Annotated in this window: 15 protein-coding genes and 4 tRNA genes; 17 read left to right on the top strand and 2 right to left on the bottom strand. The window is 50.4% G+C overall.

All coding sequences use genetic code 11. The features are described from left to right. The first annotated feature begins 13 nt into the window (after positions 1-13). From DW720_RS06230 to DW720_RS06285, 12 genes are all read left to right on the top strand, one after another. Entirely contained in the window at positions 14-1,288 is a 1,275-nt protein-coding gene (locus DW720_RS06230) for an ArgE/DapE family deacylase (protein ID WP_118467445.1), read from the top strand. 31 nt (positions 1,289-1,319) lie between these two features. After that, positions 1,320-2,066, top strand: a complete 747-nt coding sequence (locus tag DW720_RS06235; RefSeq protein ID WP_118472469.1) for a glutamine amidotransferase — start codon at positions 1,320-1,322, stop codon at positions 2,064-2,066. Positions 2,067-2,091: 25 nt separating this feature from the next. Next, positions 2,092-3,234 carry a M20 family metallopeptidase gene (locus tag DW720_RS06240; protein ID WP_118749381.1) on the top strand — a complete coding sequence of 381 codons (1,143 nt, stop codon included), beginning with the start codon at positions 2,092-2,094 and terminating at the stop codon, positions 3,232-3,234. Next, positions 3,231-4,259, top strand: coding sequence for a LacI family DNA-binding transcriptional regulator (locus tag DW720_RS06245; RefSeq protein WP_118522416.1), 1,029 nt, complete (start codon positions 3,231-3,233; stop codon positions 4,257-4,259). The genes DW720_RS06240 and DW720_RS06245 overlap by 4 nt, the downstream gene beginning before the upstream one ends. 21 nt (positions 4,260-4,280) lie before the next feature. Next, positions 4,281-5,177, top strand: a complete 897-nt coding sequence (locus DW720_RS06250; protein WP_118749382.1) for a ribokinase — start codon at positions 4,281-4,283, stop codon at positions 5,175-5,177. Positions 5,178-5,346: 169 nt separating this feature from the next. Then, complete coding sequence (locus tag DW720_RS06255; RefSeq protein ID WP_118749383.1) at positions 5,347-6,717, top strand: sodium-dependent transporter; 1,371 nt, start codon at positions 5,347-5,349, stop codon at positions 6,715-6,717. A gap of 375 nt (positions 6,718-7,092) precedes the next feature. Further along, positions 7,093-8,418, top strand: a complete 1,326-nt coding sequence (gene rsxC, locus DW720_RS06260; RefSeq protein WP_107001559.1) for an electron transport complex subunit RsxC — start codon at positions 7,093-7,095, stop codon at positions 8,416-8,418. Between the two features lie 13 nt (positions 8,419-8,431). Then, entirely contained in the window at positions 8,432-9,373 is a 942-nt protein-coding gene (locus DW720_RS06265; RefSeq protein ID WP_107001558.1) for an RnfABCDGE type electron transport complex subunit D, read from the top strand. Further along, positions 9,373-9,981 carry an RnfABCDGE type electron transport complex subunit G gene (locus DW720_RS06270; RefSeq protein WP_022359777.1) on the top strand — a complete coding sequence of 203 codons (609 nt, stop codon included), beginning with the start codon at positions 9,373-9,375 and terminating at the stop codon, positions 9,979-9,981. Before DW720_RS06265 ends, DW720_RS06270 begins: the two co-directional genes overlap by 1 nt. A 14-nt stretch (positions 9,982-9,995) precedes the next feature. Further along, positions 9,996-10,697: an electron transport complex subunit E gene (locus tag DW720_RS06275; RefSeq protein WP_022359778.1), complete on the top strand. Its 702-nt coding sequence runs from the start codon at positions 9,996-9,998 to the stop codon at positions 10,695-10,697. Continuing rightward, complete coding sequence (locus tag DW720_RS06280) at positions 10,697-11,272, top strand: RnfABCDGE type electron transport complex subunit A (protein ID WP_107001556.1); 576 nt, start codon at positions 10,697-10,699, stop codon at positions 11,270-11,272. Before DW720_RS06275 ends, DW720_RS06280 begins: the two co-directional genes overlap by 1 nt. A gap of 15 nt (positions 11,273-11,287) precedes the next feature. After that, the gene (locus DW720_RS06285) at positions 11,288-12,079 is read left to right on the top strand and encodes an RnfABCDGE type electron transport complex subunit B (protein WP_022359780.1); all 792 of its coding nucleotides are present in this window, start codon (positions 11,288-11,290) and stop codon (positions 12,077-12,079) included. Between the two features lie 150 nt (positions 12,080-12,229). Here DW720_RS06285 and DW720_RS06290 read toward each other — a convergent pair whose 3' ends face one another. After that, positions 12,230-12,673: a hypothetical protein gene (locus tag DW720_RS06290; RefSeq protein WP_022359781.1), complete on the bottom strand. Its 444-nt coding sequence runs from the start codon at positions 12,671-12,673 to the stop codon at positions 12,230-12,232. 79 nt (positions 12,674-12,752) lie between these two features. After that, positions 12,753-13,850 carry a redox-regulated ATPase YchF gene (gene ychF / locus DW720_RS06295; RefSeq protein ID WP_118749384.1) on the bottom strand — a complete coding sequence of 366 codons (1,098 nt, stop codon included), beginning with the start codon at positions 13,848-13,850 and terminating at the stop codon, positions 12,753-12,755. Positions 13,851-14,440: 590 nt separating this feature from the next. Between ychF and DW720_RS06305 the strand changes: the two genes are divergently transcribed. From DW720_RS06305 to DW720_RS06325, 5 genes are all read left to right on the top strand, one after another. Next, a tRNA-Leu gene (locus DW720_RS06305) sits at positions 14,441-14,524 on the top strand. A 4-nt stretch (positions 14,525-14,528) separates the two neighbouring features. Next, positions 14,529-14,612: transfer RNA gene (locus tag DW720_RS06310), tRNA-Leu, on the top strand. Between the two features lie 166 nt (positions 14,613-14,778). Continuing rightward, positions 14,779-14,862: transfer RNA gene (locus DW720_RS06315), tRNA-Leu, on the top strand. 4 nt (positions 14,863-14,866) lie between these two features. Continuing rightward, a tRNA-Leu gene (locus DW720_RS06320) sits at positions 14,867-14,950 on the top strand. 99 nt (positions 14,951-15,049) lie between these two features. Continuing rightward, complete coding sequence (locus tag DW720_RS06325; protein ID WP_118749385.1) at positions 15,050-16,807, top strand: S8 family peptidase; 1,758 nt, start codon at positions 15,050-15,052, stop codon at positions 16,805-16,807. The last annotated feature ends 33 nt before the right edge of the window (positions 16,808-16,840 follow it).

A 16,840-nucleotide genomic window follows, 5' to 3' on the forward strand; every position in this document is an offset into this window, starting at 1 on the left:
GAGGCAGATATAGATGAGAGACCTGAAAGAAGTTTTAGAGCAGAACAAAGAGAAATATATCGAAGAACTCAAGAATCTGGTGGGAATTGATACCCATGACTTAGGGCACGGAATCGACGGTGGTCTGGAGAAACAGGGACAGGAGTATATGGTAAACCTGTTTGAATCGATGGGAGCCGACGAGATCACGGTGGATCCGATGGATGAGGCTGTGATTCAGGAAAGCTACAAAAAGCACCAGGAAGGAAACCTGGGGCACAACCAGACCGACCGTGCCAATGTCTATGCGACATTTAAAGGAAAACAGGGCGGAAAAAGCCTGTTATTTAACGGTCATATTGACGTTATGCCGGCGGAGATGGAAGACGGCTGGACGAACCCGCCGTTTGAGCCGGTAATTCGGGATGGCAAGATGTACGGACGCGGCTGCACGGATATGAAGGGCGGTCTGATGGCATCGGTGATGGCGGTAAAGCTTTTGCAGGATGCCGGGTATGAGCTGCCGGGCGATGTGACAATTACCTCCGTGTGTGACGAGGAAGGCGGAGGCAATGGCTCGATCCAGGCGGTAATGCGCGGTCTGAAAGCCGACGGCGTTGTCAACTGCGAGCCGACCGACGATACCCTGATTCTGGCGCATATGGGCTGGGTATTCTTTAAGGTTGATTTTGAAGGAAAAGCGTGCCATTCCGGTGCAAAAGCCGAGGGCGTCAGCGCGATCGAGAAGGCGATCAAAGTAATTCAGGGGTTAAATGAGATGGAGCACCGCTGGCTTCTGACGATCCGCCACCGCCTGCTTCCGCCGCCGAGCTTAAATATCGGCGTGATCGAGGGTGGAACCGCCGGTTCTACCGTGCCGGGCGAGTGCAGTTTTTCTACCTGCGTCCACTATGTTCCGACCCTGATGAATCAGGATATGGTTGTAAAGGAATTTACAGAGGTCGTTGAGCGGATCAGCCGTTCCGACGCGTGGATGGAGGCACATCCGCCGAAGATTTCCATTTACCAGACCGGACATGGGTTTGAGATGGAGGAGGATCATCCGCTGGTAGACACCTTTAAGGAGGCGTACAGTGAGGCACTTTCGCGCAGCGTGAAGGTGGAAGGATCCCATTTTGGCTGTGATTCCCGCCTGTGGCGCAACATTGCCGGATGCCCGACGATCCAGTACGGACCGGGCGAGGGCGCACAGTGCCATACCGTGGATGAGTGGCTGAAGCTCGATTCCTATCTGGAAGCGATTTTGGTGTATGCGAAACTGATTCTTTCCTGGGGAGAGAAGAAATAAGGAATTGATAAATATATAAGGAGATAAAAATATGAGCAAGAAAGTTTTACTGGCAGGCGAGTCCTGGATGAGCTATACAACCCATGTTAAGGGATTTGATTCATTTTACACTTCTACCTATGAAACCGGTGAAAAATGGCTGAAAGCAGCCCTTGAGGCAGGTGGTTATGAGGTGACATTCCTTCCAAACCATCTGGCAAATGAGGAATTTCCATTTACAATGGAAGAACTGAAACAGTATGATCTGGTAATTCTGTCCGATATCGGAGCGAACACCCTGCTTCTGCCGGGTGCTACGTTTAACCGCAGTGAGAAAATGCCGAACCGCTGCAATCTGATCCGCGACTATGTCAACGATGGCGGCGCTCTTCTGATGGTCGGCGGCTATCTGACCTTCTCCGGCGTGGATGCAAAGGGCAAATGGCATGACACAGCCGTACAGGAGGTTCTTCCAGTCGAGGTTCTGACGGTCGATGACCGTATGGAACACTGCGAGGGTGTAAAACCGGTAACCGTGGGCGAGCATGAAGCTTTAAAGGGCATTCCGACCGACTGGCCGGAGGTTCTCGGTTACAATAAGGTAATCGCAAAACCGGAGGCAGAGGTTCCGGTTACTGTAGAGGGCGATCCGTTTATCGCGTTTGCTTCTTATGGAAAAGGGCGCAGCGGTGTTGTCACAACCGACTGTGCACCGCACTGGGCACCGCCGGAATTCTGCGAGTGGGAATACTACAATAAATTGTGGCAGAATATCGCAGACTGGCTGATTCAGAAATAAGATAGCAGGAAAAAGGAGAGCGCGTATGGACGGAGCGGTGGAACTTTTAAAAGAGCTTCTGACCATTCGGAGTGTCAATGGACGGGATGACGAGGGAGCAGTGGCAGAATATTTGTGCAAGTATTTCGAAAAATCGGGAATTTCTGCACATATACAGCGGATTGACGCGACACACGCCAATGTGCTGGCGGAGCTTGAGGGGGAGTCGGGCGCTCCGATCTTCTGGAATGGTCATCTGGACACGGTTCCTTACGGAGATACCGGAGAATGGAAGACTGACCCGGCGGTTCCGGTGGAACGGGACGGTTTTCTCTATGGCCGCGGTGCCAGCGATATGAAGAGTGGGCTTGCCGCGATGGTGTACGCGCTCTGTGAATATAAAAAATCCGGTCGTCCGGTGCCGCGCACGATCCGCTTCCTCGGAACCTGTGATGAGGAAAAGGGCGGCATCGGCGCCAAGGAGATCTTAAAGGAAGTCCCGGAGACGTCGATTGGAACGCTTCTGATAGGAGAACCGACGGGATGCAGGCTGGGCGTGGCGCAGAAAGGCTGCCTGTGGCTGGAGATAGAAGCACACGGAAAGACGAGCCACGGGGCATACCCGCAGGAGGGCTGCAATGCCGTGGAACAGGCGATGGCGCTGGCAGGTGAGATTGAAACATATGTGAAAAGCTTCACACACCCGGTTCTCGGCGCATCGACCGCGCAGGTAACGCAGATTTCCGGAGGCGTGGCGCCAAATATGACGCCGGACACCTGCCGGATTCTCATGGATATCCGTATGACACCGGGACTGACAAGTCAGATGGTAGTCGGTCAGGCGGAGGCGTTTGCGGCGGCGCGTTCCGTTACATCAGAAGAAAAATTCCGCGTCAGCTGCCGGATTGTCAATGACCGGCGGGCGATCGAGATTGGAGAATCCCATCCGCTTGTGAAACAGCTCTCGAAGGGACTGGAGAAAAAAGGGCTTCCGGTGGAGACGACAGGGATTAATTTCTTTACAGATGCTTCGATCCTGGTGGAACACAAGCTGGATGCAGCCGTTCTCTTATTTGGTCCAGGCGAGGCAGGCATGGCGCATAAGCCAAATGAGCGGGTCGAGATAGAAAAATATCAGAAATCCATTCAGGTTCTCATGGATCTGATCGCATCGGAGGTGGATGAGTGAGGGCAACCATCAAGGATATTGCCGCTGCGACTGGTTTTTCCGTGACGACAATCTCACTGGTTCTCAATGGAAAAGGATATAAGATCTCGGATGAGACAAAGAATCAGATCCTAGCGAAGGCGCGGGAACTGAATTATCGTCCGAACCAGCTCGCGGTCAGTCTGGTAAAGCGGCAGAGCAAGACCATAGGATTTATCGTCCCGGATATTTCCAATGTATATTTTGCCAATATGGCGCGTGCGATCGATGAGGCGTGCCGCGAAAATGGCTGGAGTGTGATTCTCTGCAACACGAATGATAATTATGACCGGGATCGCGAGTATATCGATCTTCTGGCGGATAAAGGTGCGGACGGTATTGTGTTTATCATGGCTAAAGATAATACGCGGGAGATGGCGGCGGAGGAGATCGATTATCTGGAATCGATCCACATACCCTATGTGGTAGTTGACCGGATCCCGGAGCTTCGGAACTGTCCGGCGGTCGGTACCGACCATGAGATCGGCGGTTATCTGGCGGCGCGCCATCTGTTAAGCCTTGGACACCGGCGGATTGCCTGCGTTGTGGGACCGCATGCGACCCAGATGGATTCGGAGGCCCGTTACCATGGCTACTGCCGGGCGATGGAGGAGGCGGGAATTCCAGTGGATGAACGTCTCGTCTGTGCCGGCGAGTATACGCAGGAGGGTGGCGCGGCGGCGGTCGAAAAGCTCATTTCACAGGATTTTACGGCGATTTTCGCCTGCAACGACGCTTCGGCGTATGGCGTATGCAGAAAACTCAAGGAATATAGAAAGAAAGTACCGGAAGATGTTTCGGTTGTCGGATACGATGACGTTTTCTATGCACGGATGCTGGAGGTGCCGCTGACAACGGTACGCCAGCAGGTACGGGAGATGGGAAGAGAGGCGGTACGGCTGCTTCTGAAACAGATACGGGAACATAAAAGACCGGAGAGCAAGGTAATCTTTGCGCCGGAACTGGTGGTGCGGGAGAGCACGGCGAGAATACAGCCGTCCCGGTAACCGGAGAGAGAGGGGAGCAGAGTGAAGGTATTGAATTTTGGTTCACTGAATATTGATTATACGTATCAGGTGGATCATTTTGTAAGAGCGGGAGAGACGATGTCCTCCGAGTCGCTGCAGGTATTCAGCGGCGGCAAAGGGCTGAATCAGTCGATCGCGCTGAGCAAGGCGGGCGCAGACGTATGGCACGCCGGAGCTGTCGGAGCCGGGGATGGAGATTTCCTTATCGAGCAGATGAAGAAGGCGGGCGTCCACACGGAGTTGATCGAGCATCTCGACGGGCAGACAGGACACGCGATCATCCAGAAAGATCCGGCAGGGCAGAACTGCATTCTGCTGTATGGCGGTGCCAACCAGCGGATCACGAAGGAAATGGTGGATCGCGTCCTGACCCAGTTTGAGGCGGACGATTTCCTGATTTTACAGAATGAGATCAGCGAGATCGGCTATATCATGGAGAAAGCCCATGAAAAAGGCATGAAGATCGTTCTGAATCCGTCCCCGATGAATGCGAAGATCCTGTCCTATCCGCTGGAATATGTGGATTACTTCTTATTAAATGAGGTGGAGGCGTCGGATATCTGCGGCATTGAGGCAACCAAAGATCCGCAGGCGCTGATGAACGGACTGGTAAAACGGTTCCCGGAGGCGAAGATTGTCCTGACACTCGGCGGCGATGGTTCCGTGTACCGCGATGGCGACACAGTCCTTCGTCAGGGAATCTATAAAGTGCCGGTTGTGGACACGACGGCGGCAGGCGATACATTTACCGGTTATTTTATCGGCGGCTTACAGCTCGGTGAAGACCCGAAGACGGCGCTGGAACATGCGGCAAAAGCGGCAGCGATCGCCGTTTCCCGCCCAGGAGCAGCTCCGTCGGTGCCGAACCGGGAGGAAGTAGAGACGTTTGAGGGATAAAAAGCACCTGAAAGCTTGTCTTTTAAAACAGAATATAGTAAAATACCATTTGGTGGCGTTTCCGAAATTCGGGTTGGTACCGGGATTTGCGGAGGCGCCTCTTTTTTGCGCCCGTCTGACTCTTGTCAGTGTGGGCCTGTAGAAATAAAAAAGGAGAAGGTAAGTAGAAATGGGAAGAGAACGTTTTTCCTCTCGGCTGGGATTTATCCTGATTTCCGCGGGCTGTGCGATCGGTCTGGGAAATGTGTGGAGATTCCCGTACATCGTCGGTCAGTATGGCGGCGCGGCGTTTGTACTGATTTATGCGGCATTTCTGGTGCTTTTAGGTCTTCCGATCATCGTTATGGAATACTCGGTCGGCAGAGCGAGCCAGAAGAGTGCGGCGCTTTCATTTGATGTGCTGGAGCCAAAGGGTACTAAGTGGCATTTTGAAAAATGGTTCGCGATGGCGGGCAACTATGTCCTGATGATGTTTTATACGACGGTAGCCGGATGGCTTCTGCTGTATGTGTTCAAGATGGCGAAAGGCGATTTCGTGGGTCTGGATGCGGACGGTGTAGCAGGGGAATTTGGCTCTGTACTGGCAAATCCGGGACTGATGACGGTATTTATGCTGCTCTGTGTCGTATTCTGTTTTTCCATCTGTGCGATGGGACTCCAGAACGGTGTTGAGAAGATCACAAAGATGATGATGGTCTGCCTGTTATTCCTGATGGTTGTGCTGGCAATCAATTCGGTGCGGATGGAAGGCGGACGTCCGGGACTTGAATTTTACTTAAAGCCGGATTTTGGCAAGATTCAGGAGGTTGGTGTCGGCAAGGTCGTATTTGCAGCGCTGGGACAGTCGTTCTTCACGTTGAGTATCGGTATCGGTGCGATGGCGATTTTTGGAAGTTATATCGATAAAGAGCGCAGTCTGACCGGCGAGGCAATCAATGTACTGGTCCTTGACACGCTGGTAGCGTTTATGGCAGGACTTATCATTTTCCCGGCATGTGCGGCTTACGGCATCGAGGCAGGACAGGGACCAAGCCTGATCTTCATCACGCTGCCGAATGTATTTAACCACATGGCAGGCGGACGTTTCTGGGGCACGCTGTTCTTTGTCTTTATGACCTTTGCAGCGGCATCAACGGTCACAGCGGTATTCCAGAATATCGTATCCTTTGCAACGGATCTGACTGGCTGTTCGATCAAAAAGGCAGTCTGCGTCAATCTGGTGGTGATTGCGGTCCTGTCGCTTCCGTGCGTGCTGGGTTTCAATCTCTGGAGTGGTTTCATGCCGTTCGGAGAGGGCAGCAACGTGTTGGATCTCGAGGATTTCATCGTCAGCAACAACCTGCTTCCACTCGGAAGCCTCGTTTACCTGATGTTCTGTACCAGCCGGTATGGATGGGGATTTGAGAATTTCCTCAAGGAGGCAAATGAGGGAAAAGGCGTGAAGTTCCCGCACCAGGTGCGGGTGTATGTGACGTATGTCATTCCGCTGATTGTGCTGTTTATTTTTGTGCAGGGGTACTGGAGTAAGTTTTTCCAGTAGACTGTGTAGCTCTTTAGGTAACGAGAACAAAGGAAAGTCCGGCAGAGGCAAACTCCGTCGGACTTTCCTTTGTTCGCCAAGGCTATTGACATAGTATTTAAGAGAAAGTTTTACGGGATTTTTACACAGTTTTGTTAATTCTGTATAAACAAAAGGTATATTATAACCATTTGTATTAATTTTTATACAGAGTGAAGGGGGCAGAAGATTCATTTTTCAATTGTGAATTTTTTTTACCTGTGTTATACTATACGCGGTAGATTCTAGCTCCTACGCCCGATAATATTTTCACAATTTCGGCAGAAAAGGCATCTGACGGGAGGTGAATGGGTGGAGGATGAAGGAAAATTTAGTAAGAGAAAGAGGGTTTAATTGATGGGTTTGGCTACATTTATAGGCGGCATTCATCCATATGAGGGTAAAGAACTGTCTGAGGATAAGCCGATCAAGGTTCTCGAACCGTTACAGGGCGAGATCATGGTTTATCCGCTGTCCCAGCATATTGGCGCACCTGCGAAACCACTGGTAGCGAAGGGCGATCACGTGCTGAAAGGCCAGATCATTGCAGAGGCAGGCGGATTTATTTCCGCAAACGTACTCAGTTCTGTTTCCGGTACGGTAAAGGGAATCGAGTCCAAGCTGGTTGCTAATGGTGCAATGGTTCAGTCAATCCTGGTGGAGAATGACGGTGAAGAAGAGGCGATTGAGGGCTTCGGAACAGACAGAGATGCAACAAAGCTGTCGAAAGAAGAGATCCGTAAGATCGTTAAGGATGCCGGTATCGTCGGCCTGGGCGGCGCTGGTTTCCCGACACATGTAAAGCTTACTCCGAAAGATGAGAACGCAATTGATTACGTTATCGTCAACGGTGCAGAGTGTGAGCCGTACTTAACCAGTGACTATCGTACCATGATGGAGCGCCCGGAGCAGATTATCGGCGGCCTGAAGGTTATGCTTCAGCTGTTTGACAATGCGAAGGGTGTTATCGGTATCGAGAACAACAAGCCGGAGGCTATCAAGAAGCTGACGGAGATGGTAAAGGACGAGCCGAGAATCGAAGTATGTCCGCTGCTTACCAAGTACCCGCAGGGTGGTGAGCGTACACTTATCTATGCAGTGACAGGACGTGAGATCAATTCTTCCATGCTGCCGGCAGATGCAGGTTGTATCGTAGACAATATTGATACCGTTGCTTCTATTTATAATGCAGTATGCAAGACAACTCCGCTGATCCGCAAGATCATTACGGTAACCGGTGACGCCATTGCAGAGCCGCAGAACTTTGAGGTACGTCTTGGTACCAACTATCAGAGACTGGTAGAGGCAGCAGGCGGCTTTAAACAGGAACCGGAGAAGATGATTTCTGGTGGTCCTATGATGGGACAGGCTCTTTTCAGCCTTGACTTCCCGGTAGCGAAGACTTCATCTGCTCTGACCACCTTTACCAAGGACCAGGTAGCAGCGATGGAGCCGTCAGCATGTATCCGCTGCGGACGCTGTGTAGGCGTTTGTCCGGAGCACCTTGTACCTCCGCTGATGATGAAAGCATCTACGGCTCACGATCTTGAGAAATTCCAGAGCTTAAACGGCATGGAATGCGTTGAGTGCGGATGCTGTGCATATGCTTGTCCGGCAAGACGGCCGCTGACCCAGGCATTCAAAGAGATGCGTAAGGCAGTAGCAGCCAGCCGCAGAAAGTAGGAGGTGGGAAGAAATGGAAAAATTATTAAAAGTATCGTCATCACCTCATGTTCGTGACGGAGTTACGACACAGCGCCTGATGTTTGACGTTGTGATCGCCATGATTCCTGCCAGTGTTTATGGTGTATGGCAGTTCGGCATGAATGCACTTCTGGTTCTGATCGCTACCGTGATCGCCAGTGTGGCAGCCGAGTATCTTTATGAGAAATTAATGCACAAGCCGATTACGATTTCGGACGGCAGTGCAGTTGTTACCGGCATGATTCTTGCACTGAATATGCCGCCGGAAATCCCGGTTTGGATCCCGGTTCTTGGTGCATTCTTTGCAATCATCGTTGTAAAACAGCTTTACGGTGGTCTGGGACAGAACTTCATGAACCCGGCACTGGCAGCCAGATGTTTCCTTCTGACTTCCTTCGCTCTGTTTATGAATAACTTCTCATCCGCAAAGCTTGGATTTGACAGTCTGACAGGTGCAACTCCGCTGGCACAGTTAAGAGCCGGTGAGACAGTGGATCTGGCATCCCTGGTAATCGGACGTATCCCGGGAACTATCGGTGAGGTATCTGTAATTGCCCTGCTGATTGGTGCGATTTACATGGTAGTCCGCAAAGTTATCAGCCCGGTTATCCCGCTGATTTACATTGGAACCGTATTTGTATTTACATTCCTGTTTGGCGGATTCAACCTGACCTATTCTCTCAGTGAGATCTGTGCAGGTGGTCTTATCTTCGGTGCATTCTTTATGGCAACCGATTATGTAACGAGTCCTCTGACTCCGAAGGGACAGATCGTATACGGACTGATCCTCGGAATCGTAACCGGAATCTTCCGTCTCTGGGGTGCTTCTCCGGAGGGCGTTTCCTATGCGATCATCTTCAGCAACCTGCTGGTACCGCTGATTGAGCGCTATACGCTTCCGACAGCATTTGGAAAAGGAGGTCAGAAGAAATAATGAACCAGATTATCAAAAATACAATCATCCTTTTCGTTATTACTCTGGTAGCTGGTATCTGTCTGGGAACAGTACATGATATTACGCTGGATCCGATTGCACAGGCACAGGAGGCAGCAGCTACTAAAACTTATCAGGAAGTTTACCCGGATGCGGCGAGCTTTGATGAACCGCAGGAGCTGGCTGACGCAGTAACTGCTGCAGCGGACAGCATCTCTGAGTGGGGATTTGGAAAAGTTACCATCAATGATGCAAAAGAAGCGCTGGATGCAAGCGGCAACCAGATCGGTTACCTGATTACCTCTACCTCCGCAGAGAGCTACGGCGGCAACGTGCAGATCGCAGTTGGTATCACCAACGAGGGCGAGCTGACCGGTATCGGTTTCTTAAGCATCAGCGATACGCCAGGTCTTGGTATGAGAGCCAAAGAACCGGATTTCAAGGATCAGTTTATCGGCAAGAAAGCTGAGAACCTGGAAGTTACAAAGACAGGCGCGTCTGCAGATAATCAGATTGAAGCCATCAGTGGTGCAACGATCACTTCCAAGGCAGTCACCAACGCGACAGATGCAGCTATCTATTTCGTGGCTAACTGCCTGGCACAGTAGGAGGTGGAAAGATTATGAATAAATATGTAGAGCGCTTATATAACGGTATCTGGAAAGAAAACCCGATTTTCGTTCAGATGCTGGGTCTGTGTCCGACCCTGGCGGTAACCACTTCCGCCATCAACGGTGTCGGCATGGGACTTTCGACAACCGCCGTACTGATTGCGGCGAACTTTCTGATTGCATTGCTTCGTAAGATCATTCCGGACGGCGTGCGTCTGCCGGCAGAGATCGTAGTCGTAGCATCCTTCGTAACCATCGTAGATATGTTGATGGAAGGTTTCGTTCCAAGCTTATATGCTTCCCTGGGACTTTACATTCCACTGATCGTAGTTAACTGTATCATCCTTGGCCGTGCCGAGGCATATGCTATGAAGAACGGCCCGATCCTGTCTGCATTTGACGGTATCGGTATGGGACTTGGATTTACAGTTGCTCTGGCACTCATCGGTTCTTTCCGTGAGCTTCTGGGTGCAGGTACTATCTTTGGTATCCAGATTATGCCGGCTTCCTATCAGCCGATCTCAATCTTCATCCTGGCGCCGGGTGCATTCTTCGTACTGGCTTGCCTGACTGCTCTTCAGAATCGTCTGAAGATGCCGTGTGCAACAAACGGTTCCGTAAAAGAGAAGAAGAAGGGTGGCTGCTGCAGCGGCGACTGCTTAAGCTGTGCTGGTCATGATGCAGAAGTTAAGAAGGAACAGGAGGAGAAGTGATGAAAGAATTACTTATTATTGCGATAAGCTCGGCGCTGGTCAGCAACGTCGTACTGAGCCAGTTCCTCGGTATCTGCTCCTTCGTCGGCGTATCCAAAAAAGTTGAAACAGCAGCTGGTATGGGTGGTGCGGTTATCTTCGTTATTACCATCGCATCCATCGTTGCAAACTTGATTTATCAGTTCGTTCTGGCACCGCTTGGTATCGATTACCTGAAAACCATCGTTTTCATTCTCGTTATCGCAGCACTGGTTCAGATCGTTGAGATGTTCTTAAAGAAGTGCATGGTTTCCCTGTATAACGCGCTGGGTGTATTCCTTCCGCTGATTACAACAAACTGTGCCGTTCTTGGTGTTGCCCTGACAAACGTCCAGAACGGATATGGATTTTTACAGAGCGTGGTAAATGGTGTTGGTACAGCCGTTGGTTATACCATCTCCATCGTGCTTCTGGCAGGTATCCGTGAGCACATCGAGGGAAATGATATCCCGTATAACTTCCAGGGATCTCCTATCGTACTTGTAACGGCTGGTCTGATGGCGATTGCATTTCTCGGATTTTCCGGATTACTGTAGAAGGAGGAGACGAAAATGGATATGAATTCAATCATTATCGCTGCTGTTGTGATCGCGGCAGTCGGCATCATCGTCGGTGTCGGTCTGGGTCTGTTCGGCGCGAAATTTAAAGTTGAAGTAGATGAAAAAGAGGCAGCTGTTCGTGAAGAGCTGCCAGGCAACAACTGCGGTGGCTGTGGTTACCCGGGCTGTGATGGTCTTGCAAAGGCCATCGCAGAGGGCAAAGCTCCGGTCAATGCCTGCCCGGTTGGCGGTGCTCCGGTTGGCGAGAAGATCGCTGCTATCATGGGTGTAGAGGCTGGTTCCTCTGAGAAGAAGGTAGCTTTCGTTAAATGTAAAGGTACCTGCGACAAGACAAAAGTACAGTACGAGTACCATGGTATCGAGGACTGTGCGAAGGCATCCGTTGTACCGGGTGGCGGTGCAAAGGCATGTTCTTACGGCTGTACCGGTTTCGGTACCTGTGTGAAGGCATGTAAATTCGATGCAATCCACGTGGTAGACGGCGTAGCGGTTGTAGACAAAGAGAAGTGTGTAGCGTGTGGTGCCTGCGTGGCAGCCTGCCCGAAACACCTGATCGACCTGGTACCGTACAAGGCAAAACATCTGGTACAGTGCAGCTCCCACGATCGTGGACCGGCTGTCAAGGCAGCCTGCCAGGTTGGCTGTATCGGCTGTACGCTGTGTACCAAGCAGTGTAAGTTTGACGCAATCCATATGGATAACAACGTAGCTGTTATCGATTATGAGAAGTGCGTAAACTGCGGAGCTTGTGCAGCGAAGTGCCCGGTTAAGGTTATTCAGTAAATAACGTAAAAGAATACGGAAATAAAAAGTCCGGTTGAACCGTTTGGAAAGATGGTTCAGCCGGATTTTTTTGGTTAAAAGATAAGGTGCTTTTCTGAAGCATCTGATGAAGGTGTTCTCTGAAATTTTTGATGTTATGCTATACGATATTTAAAGGATTGCTTTTGCTAATGCAGTATGTATCACATTTAATAATGCCTGCGAGGTATACTGGCTGCCACTTTCAAAGGAGAGATTTTCAAGCGATTGCGTGCTCACGATCTGCTCCGAGAGATGCGAAGCGGAAGAGGAGAGCAGTGGGTACATAGTTTCGATGGAATCGCTTAAAGGACGGCAGGTAACAGAGGTGATCTGGGTAGAATCAACCGTGACTTCGACGTTGACTGCCTGGCTGCCGAGTGTCAGGGTGGAACTGTACATACCAGGCAGATAGGAAATGCCGGCCGCAGCGGGAGCGGAGGCGCTCTGCGTCTTCCTGCCCGGTCGGAACATGATGAGAAGAAGGGCGATGAGAAGAAGCCCCAGTCCGATAAAGATAGCAGTATAAATAATCTCTTTCATGCGGAGTACGACAATTTTTGTTTTTGAGCTCATAAAAAATCCCCGGAATTCGTTTAATACAGTGTATGAGCGAATTTCGGGGAAAATGTTTTTAAATTATATGGAAGGGGTATTAAACATTAAAACGGAACAGCACAACATCGCCATCCTTTACCACGTAGTCCTTGCCCTCCATGCGTACCAACCCTTTTTCTCTGGCTGCATTGTAGGAACCACAGTCTAAGAGATCCTGATAGTTGACTACCTCGGCTTTGATGAAACCGCGCTCAAAATCAGAGTGGATCTTTCCAGCTGCCTGCGGAGCTTTGGTGCCGACCTTGATGGTCCATGCGCGTGTCTCGGTTTCTCCGGCAGTCAGATAACTGATGAGACCAAGCAGACGGTAGCTGGCTGCGATCAGTTTTTCAAGACCGGATTCGGTCAGACCGAGATCTTCGAGGAACATCTTTTTCTCGTCCTCGTCCAGTTCTGCGATTTCCTGTTCAATCTGTGCACAGATAACAAATACCTCGCTGTCGTTCTCAGCTGCAAATTCGCGAACCTGTTTTACATATTCATTGGAAGCACCGTCATCTGCCAGATCATCCTCAGATACGTTGGCAGCGAAGATAACCGGTTTCCAGGTTAAGAGGTCCAGCGTATTGATGAACGTGAGTTCATCCTCGTCCTCCGGCTCAAAGCCTTTAGCCAGATTGCCGTTTTCAAGGTGCGCATACAGTTTTTTCAGAGTTTCCAGCTCTTTTGCAAGGGATTTATTTCCCATGGCGCTCTTGGTTGTCTTGGCAATACGGCGTTCCAGAACTTCCATATCGGAGAAGATGAGCTCCAGGTTGATGGTTTCGATATCGCGGAGCGGATTGACGCTGCCGTCTACATGGATAACATTTGGATCCTCAAAGCAACGGACAACGTGTACGATCGCGTCTACCTCACGGATATTGGCAAGGAACTGGTTTCCAAGACCTTCGCCCTTGGAAGCGCCCTTTACCAGACCAGCGATATCAACGAACTCGATCACAGCCGGAGTGATTTTGGCAGAATTATAAAGAGCTGCTAACTGACCCAGACGCGGATCTGGAACCGGTACGACACCGACGTTCGGATCGATGGTACAGAACGGGTAATTGGCAGACTCAGCGCCGGCCTTGGTCAGAGAATTAAACAGTGTACTTTTGCCTACGTTTGGCAGACCTACGATACCTAATTTCATTTTATGATTTACCTATCCGAAAACCCTTTGCTTATCAGGATTTCCGCCTTTCTTTCGGTTTCTTATTGCGCCTTTTTACGCCCTTTTTGTAATGTTTCTTAATTTTAATGAAAGAAATCAATGCAACTATGTATTATAGCAGAAAGACGGCGCTTTTTCAATCTCAAAGGAGACATTTTGTGGCTATAGGAATGCAGAAATGGTTACTGTTCACAGGTAGGCACTTTTGGAACCGAAAGTGCCGTAAGAAAACGTGGTGGCAGCAGGAATTTGCCGTATTTAAATGCGAAGCCACGGCAAATTCCGTTACTGGGCACGTATGCGTGAACAGTAACCAGAAATGTGTAATGGTTGTCTATTTTCCTGTTTAAGAAGTAAGAAAGGATTTTTTAAGGGAGCTGCGGAGTGGTAGGATAGGGCTGAAATACATGATTTTGCAGTAGAAAGAAACTATAAAAATATAGGAATAATTAGAACAAATAAAAAAAAATAAAAAAAACAAAAAAATGCTTGCATTCGCGGAGCGCCTGTGCTATACTAAGCTTCGTCAGTGAGTGACTCACTCGACAGGCAAAAATAAAAAGCAGTAAGCGGGAGTGCTGGAATTGGCAGACAGGCAAGACTAAGGATCTTGTGGGTGTATGCTCGTGTGGGTTCAAGTCCCATCTCCCGCAGTAAGCAGAAGTGGCGGAATTGGCAGACGCGCACGGTTCAGGTCCGTGTGATGGCAACATCATGAGGGTTCAAGTCCCTTCTTCTGCATGACTGATAGCCCGGTACAGAGATGTGCCGGGTTTTTGCTATACTCTGATTCAATAAATTCAGATATAAATTTGCGGAAAACAGGCTTGCAATTTAAATGAAATTGTGCTATACTACTCTTTGTCGGTGAGAAAATCATCGGACAGAGAAAATTGAAAAACAGTAAGCGGGAGTGCTGGAATTGGCAGACAGGCAAGACTAAGGATCTTGTGGGTGTATGCTCGTGTGGGTTCAAGTCCCATCTCCCGCAGTAAGCAGAAGTGGCGGAATTGGCAGACGCGCACGGTTCAGGTCCGTGTGATGGCAACATCATGAGGGTTCAAGTCCCTTCTTCTGCATGATCGATAGCCCGGTACAGAGATGTACCGGGTTTTGTTTTGTTAAAAAAATAGATAGAATATGATGCTGGGATTTGCCATATAAGCATAAACTGTAAAATGAGTGAATTAGTGAATGGCAAGAGCCAGAAAAAAGAAAACCTTTTAAACTTATCTTTGGATGCGACAGAAGCGGAACGGGAAAAGTCCCCGGCACTTCAGATGGGATACGACCAGAATACGAAACGCTGGGAACTAATCATTCAATATAATGGAACTGTGGAAAAGTTGCAGGAACAGCTGCCGCAGGCGGAGATTTATCCACTTTCCGGCGGCTACGCGATTGTGCGGCTCCCTGAATCGCAGGTGAATGATCTGGCAGGATTATCACAGGTTGAGTATATAGAAAAGCCGAAGCGTCTTTATTTTGAGGTGAACCGGGCGATTCGTGATGCCTGTATTGCGCCGGTGCAGAGCGGAAATCAAGTCTCTCAAAACGTGTATGGCAGAGATGCTGATTTAAGTGGTCGCGGCACATTGACTGCCATCATCGATTCCGGAATCGATTATTTCCATCCGGACTTTCGAAACGCAGATGGAACGACGCGCATCGCCGCACTTTGGGATCAGGAGCAGAACCGGATTTATACGCGGGAGGAGCTCAACCGGGCATTGGAGGCGGGCAGCCGGGAACGCGCTTACGAGATCGTCCAGTCGCGGGATGTGAGCGGGCACGGGACGGCAGTTGCGGCGATTGCAGCCGGAAATGGCTGGGAGGGCGGCGGACACTACCGGGGAGTAGCCTGGGAGAGTGAACTTCTGATCGTGAAGCTTGGAACGCCGCTTGCGGATTCATTTCCCAGGACAACAGAGCTGATGCGGGCGTTGGACTATGTGGTGGGAATCGCACAGGAATGGCGGATGCCGGTGGCGGTGAATCTGAGCTTTGGAAATACATACGGTTCGCATGACGGAACCAGCCTGCTGGAGACGTATCTAAATTCGATGGCAGAGCGGGGGCGGACTTCCATCATCGTGGGAACCGGAAATGAAGGATACAGCATGGGACACCGGGCGGGATTTCTGCAGATGGGACGTCCGGTGGAGATAGAGCTTGCTGTGGGGGAATATCAGACGGGCTTCGGTGTGCAGCTATGGAAATTGTATCAGGACCGGTTTTCAGTAGAAATTTTCAGCCCGGGCGGCAGCAGCACCGGGGTGATCCGGGAATCATTGGGAGCACAGCGGTTTTCCTATGAGACGGAAGAGATTCTTCTATATTATGGGATGCCGAGTCCATACAGTCAGGCGCAGGAGATTTATCTGGATTTGATTCCAAAAGGAAGCTACATTCAGGACGGGCTCTGGAAAATCCGTCTGATTCCAGAAGAAATACGGGATGGTCAGTATGATCTGTGGCTGCCAGCGGGCATGGCACTGAACAGGGAAACACGTTTTTTGGCGGCATCGCCGGACACGACGCTGACAATCCCATCGACCGCCAGCCGGGCGATCTCGGTGGGGGCGTACGATGACGCCACGCAGGCGTATGCAGATTTTTCCGGTCGTGGATTTGCAAGATTGGGGCATCCGATCAAACCAGAGCTGGCGGCACCTGGTGTAAATATCATCACCGCCCGCGCAGGCGGCGGATATGAGGCGGTAACAGGAACTTCCTTTGCCGCTCCATTTGTGACCGGATCGGCGGCTCTGATGATGCAATGGGGGATTGTAAATGGGAACGATCCCTATTTGTATGGGGAGAAGCTGAAAGCATATCTCATCCGCGGGGCGCGGAGTCTGCCGGGGGAGACGGTATATCCGAATGAGCGGGTGGGGTATGGGGCATTGTGTCTGGAGCGAAGTTTTCCGTTGTAAAAACAATAGAAAGTGCAAGGTGCACAAAAAACA

The organism is Clostridium sp. AM27-28 (assembly GCF_003480955.1).
GTDB classification, from domain to species: domain Bacteria; phylum Bacillota; class Clostridia; order Lachnospirales; family Lachnospiraceae; genus Otoolea; species Otoolea fessa.

Coding starts and splice junctions, on each gene's coding strand:
- DW720_RS06240 (WP_118749381.1), top strand. CDS start 2,092: ATGGACGGAGCGGTGGAACTTTTAAAAGAGCTTCTGACCATTCGGAGT.
- rsxC (WP_107001559.1), top strand. CDS start 7,093: ATGGGTTTGGCTACATTTATAGGCGGCATTCATCCATATGAGGGTAAA.
- DW720_RS06275 (WP_022359778.1), top strand. CDS start 9,996: ATGAATAAATATGTAGAGCGCTTATATAACGGTATCTGGAAAGAAAAC.
- DW720_RS06230 (WP_118467445.1), top strand. CDS start 14: ATGAGAGACCTGAAAGAAGTTTTAGAGCAGAACAAAGAGAAATATATC.
- DW720_RS06285 (WP_022359780.1), top strand. CDS start 11,288: ATGGATATGAATTCAATCATTATCGCTGCTGTTGTGATCGCGGCAGTC.
- DW720_RS06270 (WP_022359777.1), top strand. CDS start 9,373: ATGAACCAGATTATCAAAAATACAATCATCCTTTTCGTTATTACTCTG.
- DW720_RS06255 (WP_118749383.1), top strand. CDS start 5,347: ATGGGAAGAGAACGTTTTTCCTCTCGGCTGGGATTTATCCTGATTTCC.
- DW720_RS06235 (WP_118472469.1), top strand. CDS start 1,320: ATGAGCAAGAAAGTTTTACTGGCAGGCGAGTCCTGGATGAGCTATACA.
- DW720_RS06265 (WP_107001558.1), top strand. CDS start 8,432: ATGGAAAAATTATTAAAAGTATCGTCATCACCTCATGTTCGTGACGGA.
- DW720_RS06290 (WP_022359781.1), bottom strand. CDS start 12,673: ATGAGCTCAAAAACAAAAATTGTCGTACTCCGCATGAAAGAGATTATT.
- DW720_RS06280 (WP_107001556.1), top strand. CDS start 10,697: ATGAAAGAATTACTTATTATTGCGATAAGCTCGGCGCTGGTCAGCAAC.
- ychF (WP_118749384.1), bottom strand. CDS start 13,850: ATGAAATTAGGTATCGTAGGTCTGCCAAACGTAGGCAAAAGTACACTG.
- DW720_RS06325 (WP_118749385.1), top strand. CDS start 15,050: ATGAGTGAATTAGTGAATGGCAAGAGCCAGAAAAAAGAAAACCTTTTA.